The 12811-nt window shown below is 38.2% G+C and carries 11 protein-coding genes; 7 read left to right on the top strand and 4 right to left on the bottom strand.

The features are described from left to right. Positions 1–82 precede the first annotated feature (82 nt). Entirely contained in the window at positions 83–409 is a 327-nt protein-coding gene (locus tag H4J46_RS01575) for a hypothetical protein (protein WP_220462902.1), read from the top strand. After that, positions 406–606 (top strand): helix-turn-helix transcriptional regulator, encoded by a 201-nt coding sequence (locus H4J46_RS01570; RefSeq protein ID WP_182231834.1) that lies wholly within the window; start codon positions 406–408, stop codon positions 604–606. Before H4J46_RS01575 ends, H4J46_RS01570 begins: the two co-directional genes overlap by 4 nt. A 199-nt stretch (positions 607–805) precedes the next feature. On the opposite strand, the gene H4J46_RS01565 is transcribed toward H4J46_RS01570, so the two are convergent. Continuing rightward, positions 806–1369 carry a DUF2780 domain-containing protein gene (locus tag H4J46_RS01565; RefSeq protein WP_182231833.1) on the bottom strand — a complete coding sequence of 188 codons (564 nt, stop codon included), beginning with the start codon at positions 1367–1369 and terminating at the stop codon, positions 806–808. Between the two features lie 544 nt (positions 1370–1913). On the opposite strand from H4J46_RS01565, the gene H4J46_RS01560 reads away from it, so the two are divergent. Continuing rightward, entirely contained in the window at positions 1914–2459 is a 546-nt protein-coding gene (locus H4J46_RS01560; protein ID WP_182231832.1) for a VF530 family DNA-binding protein, read from the top strand. Positions 2460–2558: 99 nt separating this feature from the next. Here the strand turns inward: H4J46_RS01560 and H4J46_RS01555 are convergent, their stop codons facing one another. From H4J46_RS01555 to H4J46_RS01545, 3 genes are all read right to left on the bottom strand, one after another. Next, on the bottom strand, positions 2559–4592 hold the full coding sequence (locus H4J46_RS01555; protein WP_182231831.1) for a methyl-accepting chemotaxis protein: 2034 nt from the start codon (positions 4590–4592) through the stop codon (positions 2559–2561). An 895-nt stretch (positions 4593–5487) separates the two neighbouring features. Beyond that, positions 5488–6777 carry a diguanylate cyclase gene (locus tag H4J46_RS01550; protein ID WP_182231830.1) on the bottom strand — a complete coding sequence of 430 codons (1290 nt, stop codon included), beginning with the start codon at positions 6775–6777 and terminating at the stop codon, positions 5488–5490. Positions 6778–7205: 428 nt separating this feature from the next. Further along, entirely contained in the window at positions 7206–8726 is a 1521-nt protein-coding gene (locus tag H4J46_RS01545; protein ID WP_182231829.1) for an MFS transporter, read from the bottom strand. Positions 8727–9195: 469 nt separating this feature from the next. Here H4J46_RS01545 and H4J46_RS01540 point away from each other — a divergent pair, with 469 nt between their 5' ends. The 4 genes from H4J46_RS01540 to H4J46_RS01525 all read left to right on the top strand — a co-directional run bounded on the left by H4J46_RS01540 (position 9196) and on the right by H4J46_RS01525 (position 12601). Then, complete coding sequence (locus H4J46_RS01540; RefSeq protein WP_182231828.1) at positions 9196–9333, top strand: hypothetical protein; 138 nt, start codon at positions 9196–9198, stop codon at positions 9331–9333. A 188-nt stretch (positions 9334–9521) separates the two neighbouring features. Then, the gene (locus H4J46_RS17020) at positions 9522–9674 is read left to right on the top strand and encodes a diguanylate cyclase (RefSeq protein ID WP_310650191.1); all 153 of its coding nucleotides are present in this window, start codon (positions 9522–9524) and stop codon (positions 9672–9674) included. Between the two features lie 12 nt (positions 9675–9686). After that, complete coding sequence (locus tag H4J46_RS01530; protein ID WP_182231827.1) at positions 9687–9896, top strand: hypothetical protein; 210 nt, start codon at positions 9687–9689, stop codon at positions 9894–9896. Positions 9897–10321: 425 nt separating this feature from the next. Then, the gene (locus H4J46_RS01525; protein WP_182231826.1) at positions 10322–12601 is read left to right on the top strand and encodes an FdhF/YdeP family oxidoreductase; all 2280 of its coding nucleotides are present in this window, start codon (positions 10322–10324) and stop codon (positions 12599–12601) included. The last annotated feature ends 210 nt before the right edge of the window (positions 12602–12811 follow it).

Below are 12811 nucleotides of genomic sequence, written 5' to 3'. Positions count from 1 at the left end.
CAGTAAAGCAACATCTTGGCAGCAGAAAAATAAAAACAGTACGGCAAAACTCGGCTTTTGGAGCACTGCTTGGGTTTTAAGCGTGACACTGACTCATTTTGGTCTGCGATTTATATGGGACTTAAACATCAGCTTAACGGTGATAGCCGTTTTGCTAAATTTAGCCTTAGGTTTAAAAGTGGTGTTGGCTAATATAGCGCATCTAAAATCTTTAAATGAAATGCAGCAACGTATTCAACTTAATGCAATGGGCATTACCTTAGGGCTTAGTTTAGTGGTTGGCTTAACCTATTCAACTTTCGATGTATTAGACCTAATAACTTTCCACGCTGACATTGCTCATTTGGTTGTTTTTATGGGACTGACCCACATAATTGCCATTTTTATTGGCAATAGAAAATACCAATGAAAAATAAACTGAAAGTACTGCGCGCGAAAGAGACTGGAGACTGGACACAAGCACAACTTGCAGAGGTATTAGATGTGTCTCGCCAAACGGTCAATGCCATAGAAAAAGGTAAGTTTGATCCCAGTTTACCACTGGTTTTTAAAGTCGCCAGGTTATTTAAACTGAGCATTGAAGAAATTTTTCAAGATGAAGGCTAGTCGAAAATATACTGCAGTGCCGCCAGTATAGCCGCGTCACTGCAATGTGCCATTTCAAAATGACGCTAGGCCATAAGATCAAGTTGCAAGACGCGAATAATTATTATTTTCAGCTTGAGTAGATAGTTATGGTTATGGGCTGAATAAAGCGTTTCCGTATCATGAAAAAAAAGCCTTTGGCTGCCTCAATAAATGTCAATTAGCCTAACAGTTTACCTAAACCGTCAGTGAGTATTTTTTTTGCTTGTTGCCCTTGTTCTGTGTCCAAGTAGCTTTGCGCAGTAGCAATAAAATCACTAATCATTTCAGGCTTTAACCCTAAAGCTCCAAATTGTTTTTTAACATGATTAATCGATTTTAACGAATCACTGTACTGTGATGCTTGCTCAAGTAATCCACCTAAGCCATTGCTAGCACCTGAGTTAAGTTTACTCATATCAGGCATTTGACTAACCAACCCTTCAACACCCGGTATTGAGTTAGCCAATTGGCTAAATTGCTCAGTTGAGACATTATCTTTAACATAATTAAAAATAGCACCCATACCTCCAGCGGCTTGGTCTGCATCAACATTTAATGAGCTAGTTAACATATCAACCAATCCATCAGTGCCTTGTATAGCGGGAGTCTTTAACGCTAGACTTTGCTCTGGTGTATCGCTTAATCCAACAAGATTTTTTAAACTTTCAAACCAGCTTGTTTCTTGCGCGATAGCCGAGCTGCTTAACGTTGAAATAGTCAAAAGTACGATTATTTTTTTCATGTCAAATGTCCATTTATAAAGAAGTTAATAAGGCGTTAAAATAATTATACAACATAAAGCAGAACTGCATGTACCGCTTTATGATTGCAATGCCATAACAACTAAAATGACAGTTAAAACCAACAAGGTTTGGCTACAAATCCATCATCAAGTTTACAATGTCAGATTAGGGCTGTTATAGCACTTAACCTTGAGGCTAAGTCTAAAGGAAAGGCTTATTCTCGATAACGACTTGGCGTTACTCTATTTCAGCACATATAACATACATACATACATGGCGCTAAAATTATAAAAACTAATCGGCTGAATATGCATTATTGTGACCCGCCTTGCCTGTGACTTTAAAAGTATTTATCACGCCTTCATTATTTTTACTGCCATACAACAAGACCTAAATGTAGCCTTGCTTAGATAGATGTAGCTACTTAGCTTTTGCAGGGAACTCAAAGCTGTACCTAAATCATTTTTAATTCCCACTGAAACAAGCATCTTGAGGTGATTTGGGTATATAATGGTGATAAGTACGATAAAAATAAGTCAAAATATGAATCAAGAAAACGAACAATTACACAATCCTTTACATGGATTAAAATTAGACACGCTACTAAACGAATTAGTAAGCCACTATGGCTTTGATATTTTGGCTGAATACACGCGCATTAATTGCTTCAAAAGTAATCCAAGCATAGCTTCAAGCTTAAAGTTTTTACGTAAAACTGAGTGGGCAAGAGAGAAGCTTGAACGTTTCTATCTCTATGATTATAAAAACTTACCAGAAGCCGGTGAAGATGAATTCGAAACGCCACCGCGCCAACGCGTTATTCCGTTAAATATCAAGGCTAAAAAACCAAAAGTATTGGTTCGGGGTGAAGCGATTATACCGCTAAGCAAAGATAGTTTTAAAGAGACTCATCGTGCTAAACCTGAAGATAAAAAAGCTTATAAACCTGAGCATAAGCGCGAAAGCAGTCGCCCTAGTGTTAGTGATAAATCAAGTCATAACCGTGCCGAAAGTCGTTCAAATAGTAGTTCAAATAAAAGTTCAAATGAGAACAAATCATTTGACCCTTATTCTGATGCACCTAGATAGTCATCATATATCTATAGCTTAAAAAAAGCCCTAAATAACTCGTGCTATTTAGGGCTTTTTTGTCTTGTTCTTTATCTTGCCTAACCTAAAATCTAAGCCTTAAAGTTTAAATCGTGCTACTGAATCAGTTAACGAACCTGCTAATTTATTTACCTCATCGCTTCGGTTCGATAAATCTTGTGACTCTGCCGCATTATGTGTCGCTGCTTCGGCCGCTGCAGTCATTGTTACTTCAATATCTTGGCTAAAACCAAGTTGTTCATTCGACGCCACGCTAATGCTTTTACTCATTTCATCAATGGTATGCAGTGCTGTGTCAATTTGTTTGATGCCATGGCTTAACTCTTGGCTTTTCGAAGCACATTCAGTCGCCTGACTTTGCCCTTGAAAAATAGCGATTTCCGCTATTTTTGTTTCTTTTTGCAGTGCATTAATCATTTGTTGAATCTCAGCTGTTGATGCCTGTGTACGAGACGCTAATGATCTGACCTCATCTGCTACAACCGCAAAACCTCGACCGTGCTCACCTGCCCTTGCTGCTTCAATTGCCGCATTTAATGCCAATAAATTGGTTTGGTCAGCAATACTACCTATGGTATCTAAAATACCTCCAATGCTATCGCTGTGTTTACTTAAACGTGCCATAACGGCAACTGAGTCACTTAAACTGGTTGACAACAAATCAATACGCTTGCTGTTATCGTCAGCAATATTGTGTACTTCAACACTATGTTTTGAAGCTTCTGAAACGTTGTTGGCCGTCAAATTTGCTTGGTCAGTAACATTTGATGAACTGATAAACATTTTTTCAGCAATTTTTTTGGCCTCATTCACTCGGGTAATTTGTGCTGATGTAGATTGGGCAATGCGGTGGCTTTGCTCACTGGTCACTTTTGCTGATTCATCTAATGAATAAGCATTCAGACTAATATTTTTCAATAATGAGGTTAAATCGTCACTCAGTTTATTGATGTTGTTGAATAAATCACCAAATTCATCTTGGTTCTTAATGGTTAATCTTTGTGTTAAATCTCCCTTTGCAATTAAGGCTAATGATTTATTGGCCTTGGTTAAAGGGCCTAACATCGCACGAGTAGTCGCCACGGCAATAAAAGTGGCTAAAACAACAAAGATAAGCGCCATATATATTGCTAGGCTTTCCCCTGTGGCAACTTTTGCTTTTGTTGTTAGCTGCAATTCATCAAAGCGTGCTTCAGCAAGCGATAACAATAAGGTTAATTTCTGGTAGGTCGCGTTGAAGCTTTCTACTGACAGGTTATAGCTGTCATTTGCATTAATGTAATCGTCAAGCGCCTGTTTTTTATTTTGATATAATGTACCTGGCTCGACCAATAGGTTATTTATAATAGCAAATTCCATGGCAAACTCTTCAAGTAAAGACTGATCATCAATACCGTCAAATAGTTGCACCATAAAGTTATAGTTATTAGTGATGTTGGCTGTTAAAAAACTTACCTCATCTTTATGTTGAGCCAAAATATCGAGCTCAGAAATTTGCTGTAAACCTGACATAGTGCCTTTTAGCGTAAACAACATATCGTCTATGCGCGCACCCGTGCCAATAATTTCTACGAGTAATTGAGCATTATCAGGGAGTTCAAGTAATTCAAGATCAAGCATTTTATTACTGGCTTGATGACGACTTTCAATAAATAATTGCAAGTTAAGCACAAAATATTCATTAGCTGAGGCAACATTTTTTTTCGCTAAATAAAATTTTTCACTTTGGTTAACGTAGTCTTGATAATGATCCTCGGCCTGCTGCAAAGCTTGTAGCATTTTAGGTTGGTCCATTACTTTACTGCGTAAAATCGTAACAGCAGATTGAAACTTTTGATTTAAATTCGCGTATGCTTGCTCACTTTTAAGCAAGTTAACGCTATCTTGTTGGCTGAAACCTGAAGCACCTACTTTGATCATATTAAGTAATTTGATTTGTAAGGCACTACTTTGCTTTTGTACCGGAACAGCTAATAACTCAACATTACTGTTGGCCTTGCTAATTTGTGTTAATGAATGATAAAAAAAAAGGCTTCCTGCAACTAATAAAATTCCTATTGTGCTAAAGCCCATTATTATTTTTTGTTTTATTGTTAATGGTAGGTTGTACATATATACCTCTAGCGTTAGTGATTTTTTTATACTCGGGTAATCGAGGGGTAACCACTTAGATTGATAGTCGATTATAAGGCGCTAAAACCAAATGTAAATAGTGGTCAAACCAGTCAAGAGTAAAAAAAGAATGATTTATTATGCATCTAAAATTTATTTTTTAGCAATTTTTATCTTAATAATTAGTGACTAATTTAAAGCATACACTAATCTAGCGCTTTAAAAAGTTGAACTCTACTGTCTGGTATTAAATCTAATTCAGTGGACATACTTTCAACTGAGGGATTGTTATGCAACAAACGTTGACAATACTCACTGATAAATAAAGCACAATTTTCAACTTTAACGCTATTAGAGCGGAGTAAAATTTCGCGCTATTTTTGCACCTTAATATATAAACTAGTCCGTATCGGGACTACAAATTATGGTTATAACCACTTTAGTTATAAAAGGGCTATCCACTTAGCGCAACCGACCACTACATGTTGTGTTTACTAGATTTAACCTCTTCGATCACTTATGCCACAGGCTGTGTAAAAACTCTCAGAGTAAATTTTTATGCGACGCTACGTGAATTAACAGGTGGTTTTGCCTCAAACGTACTACAAGATTTAGTCTACGGAGCCTTTTTACGTTGATATTATCTTATTACGTAAGTTCGAAATAGTTTTCACATAGGCTAGCCACAAAGCCAACCTAATTTAGATAAATATTTATCACAATAAATAGTCTGCTTAGCCATCATTGCGGTCGCTCATCATCAAATTATTAATGCTAACTTTGTGCGCACAGAAGACATTAGCCTCAAATATTGAACCCTATATTTTCTAATGATTCACTTCCTTTAAATTATAATAAATTAGCTAGATCGTCATCACTCAGATCTATTAATGGGTTAAACAGATACAACGCAATTTCGACCATTACCTTTTGCTAGATAGACGCCTTCGTCAGCCCGAACAAATAAACCATCAAAGTCTTTATCCTGCGGGTTAAATTGAGCAAGACCAAAACTAGCTGTCAGCGTTAAGCCTTCTGGTTTTAATTGTTCTAAGGCTTTTCGCAGCACTTCCGTTTTCTCCAGCGCCTTAGCCAAAGGACAGTAATCGTATAAGATAACGAACTCTTCACCACCAAAGCGAGCGACAATGTCGTTATTACGTACGTGACTAGAGAGAAGCTCAGCAACTTTAGTGAGCATTAAATCGCCCATGGCATGGCCATGTTTGTCATTGAATGACTTAAAAAAATCGATATCAATAACCACCAAACAAAGATCTATGTTGTGTCTTTTTGCGGCACTAATTTTTTTCGATGCGCTATCTAATAGGTAGTGACGATTATAAAGGCCAGTGAGTTGGTCGGTCATCGCCAGCTCTTCTAAACGTTCACGCTGTACTTCGAGTTGTTTAAATAGTTTCCGGTTAAGGATTAAGTTATCGATTCGCGCCAATAGTTCTTCAGCCATTATCGGCTTTGGTACATAGTCATTAACACCAGCTTGAAATAGTGCTAATTTTCGAGAGGAATCGTCAAAACTACTCATGGCCAAGATCGGAATAGGAATAGGACTTTTATGCTTTTTTTCCTTGCCTCGAATATGGCGTACTACAGCTGTACCACTGATTTTTCCAGCAAGTATGATATCAGTCATCACTAGGTCAAAATCTTGTTCTTCATCATCATAGAGCTTGATGGCCTCTTCACCTGTAGTGATATGACTGACTTCATAGCCACGTTTGTTTAATACAGGCACAGTACTATTGGCGATGCTCATTGAATCTTCGACATACAGTATTCTTCCATCGGAAATAAAATTACTATTATCGATGGTTTTACTCAGACTTTGGACATAGTCAGAGAAGGAAGAAATATCATTTTTACTAAAAATTTCAGTAATTCCAGACACCATAAAAGACTCAGGGTCTTGTTCGACCAAGGCAGATAGCATAATGATAGGTGTGGATTGAGTAGCAGGGCTTGCTCGTAATTTTGAGCAAAAAAGACGGCAGTCACTGCTTCCCAGGGTTTTATTCACACAAATAAGTTGGTAGTTATTTTGCTGGATTAAAGCTATTGCATCTTTTTCATCACTGACGCTGTCGGTGAAAAACCCATGACTTTCAAGCGTCACACGGATGATCGTCCGGACGGACTTAGAGGAGGCAATTACAAGAGCTTTCATAAATTAAGCTTGATAAAAAGATAGTTAATTATGACAATAGCCTATCGGCAATCGGCAATCAAACGCGAATGGTAGTTAGCAGGCTAAACAAACAGTACAAACAGTACAAACGAGTTAAGTAATACTGAACCAATGATTTGGCTCAGCGCTTAATTTAAATGGACGTTATCTATAAAAAATCTAATTTGAATTAACATTTAATCCTCGCTCGCTAATTTCCGCTTTGCGCACCAACAAGACCTAAATGACAAAAGAAAGGAACCACAACATATAGTGGTTGGTCGAGCTAAGTGGATAGCAATTAGTTATAACCAGAATAAAAATTACATTTTTACTACAGACTTTCGTTTATTTATATTAATGGTATAGCCAGTGTATATTATTAATATCTGTACTTTTTTAGGTAGCCATTGACTATTTTGACAGATTTACGACTCAGTAGAGGGTGTTAATTTTGCAATTTCACTACCAAGCTCAGGCTTAACTGTTACTAAAGCTAAGGTTAACTCGACTATATGCTCAGGTAAAATATGACTCATCGCTTGAAACATATTTAACACATTTATATTAGGTAGTATTGCCAGTGCTTCCGCTACTTCTATGCCGCGCTCAGCATTGACTTTTGCTACCGCTAAAGACAATGCTACCGCAAGCGCTGGATCGGTTTCTGCCACCATCAATGTTGTTTCTACTTCAGCACAAGGCCGGTATTGTGACTCTTGATACTCGGTACGGGGATCAAGTTCAACAGCAGAAGATATTACCGACCCTTGCATGACAAACTGCTCTTGTTCTTCTATCGGTAATGCCTGGCGCGCCGTCATTCGAAAGACCACAAAGCATGCTAACAGTAACTGAATAAAAGCTAAGAAATAAAATAATGCACCGCCACCAAATTTATCCATCACAAGTGACGCAGAATAAGGCCCTAAAACCCCACCTAAGGCAAAAGCTAAAATCATTGACGACATAGCAGCAACTATCTCACTTTGGCGTAACTTATCCAGTGCTTCAGTAATACTTAATGGATAAGTACAAGCAATAATGCCACAGGTAATAGCCGTAGCTAAAAATACCGCCCATGTGATCCCTAACGGCGCCAGTATAGTCACTGCAATCCCCGCACTAGCAGAGATGAGCAACAGCACCAACAAGACGGTACGACGATCGAAACGATCTGATAAAAAACCGACAGGGAACTGTAGAATAAAGGCGCCAAATATAGCCGCCCCCATATAAAGCGAGAGCTGAAAACCGGTAATATCAAAGGCTTTTGCAAACACAGGTAATAAACTAAAAACAGCAGAATAAAGTATGCCGGATATAAAACAACTGACCACGCCAAGTGGTGAGCGTTTATATAACAAGCGCAGAGACATTGAACTAAACTCTTCAACCACTGGCCCGAAATGGCGACTAAGTACAACAGGAATAATTGCTATACACATTAATATACCGGCAATAACAAAAAGCATATTGTCTTGAGGGTTGGCCACGTTGATAAAAAATTGCCCACCAAAAAGCCCCGCCAGTACAACAGCATTGTAGATGGCTAATATTTGCCCCCGAGTTTCTTTACTTGAACTATCACTAAGCCAGCTCTCCATCGCCGTGAACGCGCAAGCGATACAAAACCCCATCACTATCCGCATTGCGCCCCAAAGCATAGCTTCTGAGTAGAGACTACAAATTAATATACTCACCGCACCTAATGACACGCAGCCAGCAAACATTCGAATATGCCCTGCTCTTTTGATCAAACTCGTGCTGTAAAGCGCGCCTATTAACAAACCGACATAATATAGCGATAAAACAATACCGATTGATTCAGTGCTCAATCCGTCTAAATTCATTCTTACCGGCAATAAAACATTAATTAGGCCAATACCTAACAATAAGATAAAACAACTTAAAAACAGAGAAAAAAGTGATATAAACGTTTGGTGCACAACTATATTCCTTGTAATTACTTTTAAAAATAAAAGTAATTACTGCCGGTTTTACGTGAAAAAAACTGACAATATGTCAGCTTATTCATTGATTTTAGCTTATCAAAAACTAGCATATTTATTGCGGAACCACAGTATAAGCAACAACTTCAACCAGTATTTACCTTCGAGCTAAGCTATAGACAATTGTAACAGTTCTATTAAGATATCGTGCAGCTAAATAGTAAATTATTGTCAACGGTGTCAGTAAACTCTCACACCTTTGTCTTAAAAAACAAACCAATGTAAATGACAACAGATATAGAGTTTTTTTCAGCGTTTTACAGTAACTCAGTGGATGATTAAATGAAGGGTTAAAATGCTTAGTGCTTGAAATAATCTAAACGACAGATCTCAATTGCTAGCGGGCTAATCATCTAATGGTAATTAAACATTTATATTCTCACTGATAATAAAAATTAACATCATAATGCAAGAGCATAGCGATAGTGGTGAGTACAAAATAGAGCTAACTACAATTAAAAAGCTGTTACCCGATTTCAAAGGTATTTTCTGCTTAGGTGATTATACCGGTGTCACTAATGTTATGGATATTACTACTGGTTAAAACAAACCGTTACTGCGTATAAAGTAGAGTAACTAATTACTGAAACTTGGTTTACAGCTGTTTCTTCTCTCTGTTAAGTGACTGCAAAGAAAATCGTTTAGAACGGGATATTGTTAAGCGCATCCAAGCATTATAAGCCTTGAATAAAAAACTCAAAGTGCTAGCGCCAAAAATATTCAACATCTTTTATTTTAATAGTTCTAGATCACTTTAAGAAAACCAACGGTATCTATGGACATTTTATTGGTGACAAAGTACTTATCCATTTCACCCAGACTATTCAAAATTTTTTGAGAAAGTCTGATTTAAAAGGCAAACGCATCGCAACAGGGTCAGGTTAGGATTACAGCTCAATGAATCTCTACCATCAAAATTATATTGATGGGTCAAAGAACTCGAACTTAATTGAAGTGGTTGTGGGTAATAATGCTTTAGTTAAACAAATATTTCTCATGATGGGTGAAAAAAGAGTCGACTTATATGCCGATAATGAACTTGTTCTTCAGCATATGTTAAATAAGCTAAACTTACATGATAAGTTTAAAATTGTGCCCCCAGCTTAGAAAAAAAATCACTTGAAATACCCATTTTCTCAAAAAAATGCCGACTAAAAGAAGACAGGAACTGATAAAAATTTGGCATAAGGGGCGTTTGTCAATAAAAGGCGATAAAGAAGCCCTGTTGCTCAAAAACTATAACGTAACATTATAAGCGCTCGAGACAGCAGCAGCTAAGATATTACAGCTAATGAAATAACAGGTATAATATTGTTTTACTAAAAAACTGGCCATTTCTACTTATCGCTGGCCTTATTAGCTAGGCCTTAACAGTATGAACTTATTGCTAAAGCCACTCGTACATAATTAGATGCATGAGTAACACTCACACAAGCCGACAGTTAGTGGTCCATTCAACACAGAAAACGGGGCTAACCCAGTTTTATTTTTATCATGGTCAGTTGAAACCTTTCCCTTAAGAGGTAATTTACATGTCAAAACCTACAAAAACATCGCCTGCATACTCACCACCGGCTGGTGGCTGGGGTGCACTTAAAAGCTCGGCTAAACATTTGATCCAAAGTGAAAACGCCGCCAAAAACGTAAAAGCCTTATTACGGGCTAATCAACCCGGTGGCTTTGACTGTCCAGGCTGTGCGTGGGGAGATTCTGACACCGCAGGTAAAGTAGATTTTTGTGAAAATGGTGTAAAAGCTATTGCATGGGAGGCGACCAGTAAAAGAGTTAGTCCTGAGTTTTTTAAACAACATTCAATCACCGAGCTACAACAATGGGATGATCATTCCCTAGAAAAAAGTGGTCGCTTAACTCAACCAATGTTTTTTGATGGTAAAAGTGATCGCTACCAAGCTATAAGTTGGGATGATGCCTTTAAAGTTATCGCTGACCAATTACAGCAGTTGCCCTCACCAGATCAGGCACTGTTATATACCTCGGGCCGAGCCAGCAATGAAGCGGCTTATATGTATCAATTATTTGGTCGAGTATTAGGTACTAATAACTTTCCTGACTGTTCCAATATGTGTCATGAAGCTTCTGGCATCGCCATGACTAGCAGCTTAGGCACTAGCAAAGGCACAGTAACAATGGCAGACTTTGATCAAGCTGATGCTATCTTCGTTTTTGGCCAAAACCCCGGTACTAATCACCCACGCATGCTAGGCACTTTAAGAAAAGCAAGTAAGCGAGGCGCGACCATTGTTAGCATTAATAACCTGCAAGAACGTGGCTTACAGCAATTTTTAGATCCACAAAGTCCAAAAGAAATGATCCTTTTCACTGGCACTAATATTAGTCAATATTACTTCACGCCGCGATTAGGTGGCGATATGGCCATTCTACGTGGCGTCGCTAAATCATTACTTGAACGCTTTAAACAAGATGAAACCGTACTAGATGGCGTTTTTATTGCTGAGCATTGTCATAATTTTGCGACATATCAACAAAGTGTTGAGGCAACGTCATGGGAAAGAATAATCAGCCAATCTGGACTGAGTCGACAAGACATTGAGCAAATTACTGATATTTATGCTAGTAAGAAAAAAGTTATTTTTACTTGGGCCATGGGCATCACCCAACATAAACACTCGGTAACCACCATTCAAGAGCTTATTAATGTGCTATTGCTTAGAGGTAATATAGGTAAGCCAGGTGCTGGTGCCTGCCCTGTGCGCGGTCATTCTAATGTACAAGGCAATAGAACCGTTGGCATTAACGAACAGCCACCAATGGAGTTTCTCGACGCTTTAGATCAACATTATGCTTTTAAAACTCCACGCGAACATGGACTCAATACCGTTGATTCGATACATACTATGCTTGCGGGTAAAGCAAAAGTGTTTATTGCCTTAGGAGGTAATTTTGCCGCCGCGACGCCGGATACCACCAGAACTTATCAGGCCTTAAAGCAATGTAATTTAACGGTACAAATTAGTACTAAGCTCAATCGCAGCCATCTTATCACTGGTAAACAGGCGTTAATTCTTCCCTGTTTGGGCCGCACTGAAATTGACCGCCAAGAAAGTGGCGAACAGTGTATTACCGTAGAGGATTCAATGAGTATGGTGCATAGTTCAACCGGGCAAAATGAACCCGCATCAGAAAATTTACGTTCAGAAACCGCCATTGTAGCTTCTATGGCATTGGCTGCAGTGGGCGATAGTGTCGTTGACTGGACAAGTTTAATGAACGATTACGGCTTAATTAGAGCAGACATTAGTAAAGTTTTGCCCGGTTTTCATGATTATAATCAGCGTATTAAAGTAGGTAGGGGCTTTCATTTAGACAATAAAGCCGCGCAGCGCCAATGGAAAACAAGGGCAGAAAAAGCCACTTTTTCAGATACCCAGCTACCTGAAAAGTTAGTCCATGAAGTTGCCGAAGCGTTTACTGACAAGCCTATTTTAACCTTACAAACATTGCGTTCACACGACCAATACAATACCTCAATTTATGGTATGGACGATCGTTATCGCGGCATATATGGCGAACGCCGAGTGATTTTGGTTAATGCAGACGATATGGCGAAACAGCAATTAAAAAATGGTGACAAAGTAAAAATAACCACAGTATCAAGTGACAATATAGTACGTACGATCACTGATTTTAAAGTGGTTCAATACATTATTCCAGCAGGCTGTGCAGCGGCATATTATCCAGAAACTAATCCGCTAGTGCCGTTAGAAAGCACTGCGGATTATTGTGGCACACCCACTTCTAAATCAATCGCCGTTTCTATTGAGAAAATATAGCGCTTAAAAATGTCTTTGCGAGCGTGTGCTTATAGCCACACCCTCGCCTATTTTTTACTTTAGCTTCAGATAATAATGGCATATCCACATAACTACATGTTCAAGCGCTAATTCAGCTCAGCATATAACTGAGCTATCTTTGGATAACAGCCCTATTTTGTATGGCTGTTAGTCAGAATATAAAAATTAAAATTTTAAAATATACATCTA

The sequence above is a fragment of the Colwellia sp. MB02u-6 genome (assembly GCF_014077095.1).
Lineage (GTDB): Bacteria > Pseudomonadota > Gammaproteobacteria > Enterobacterales > Alteromonadaceae > Cognaticolwellia.
Note: the sequence above shows the minus strand (reverse complement) of the source record. Positions and strands in the feature narration are given on the sequence as shown.

Coding starts and splice junctions, on each gene's coding strand:
- H4J46_RS01555 (WP_182231831.1), bottom strand. CDS start 4,592: ATGTACAACCTACCATTAACAATAAAACAAAAAATAATAATGGGCTTT.
- H4J46_RS01525 (WP_182231826.1), top strand. CDS start 10,322: ATGTCAAAACCTACAAAAACATCGCCTGCATACTCACCACCGGCTGGT.
- H4J46_RS01540 (WP_182231828.1), top strand. CDS start 9,196: ATGCAAGAGCATAGCGATAGTGGTGAGTACAAAATAGAGCTAACTACA.
- H4J46_RS01530 (WP_182231827.1), top strand. CDS start 9,687: ATGAATCTCTACCATCAAAATTATATTGATGGGTCAAAGAACTCGAAC.
- H4J46_RS01565 (WP_182231833.1), bottom strand. CDS start 1,369: ATGAAAAAAATAATCGTACTTTTGACTATTTCAACGTTAAGCAGCTCG.
- H4J46_RS01570 (WP_182231834.1), top strand. CDS start 406: ATGAAAAATAAACTGAAAGTACTGCGCGCGAAAGAGACTGGAGACTGG.
- H4J46_RS01560 (WP_182231832.1), top strand. CDS start 1,914: ATGAATCAAGAAAACGAACAATTACACAATCCTTTACATGGATTAAAA.
- H4J46_RS01550 (WP_182231830.1), bottom strand. CDS start 6,777: ATGAAAGCTCTTGTAATTGCCTCCTCTAAGTCCGTCCGGACGATCATC.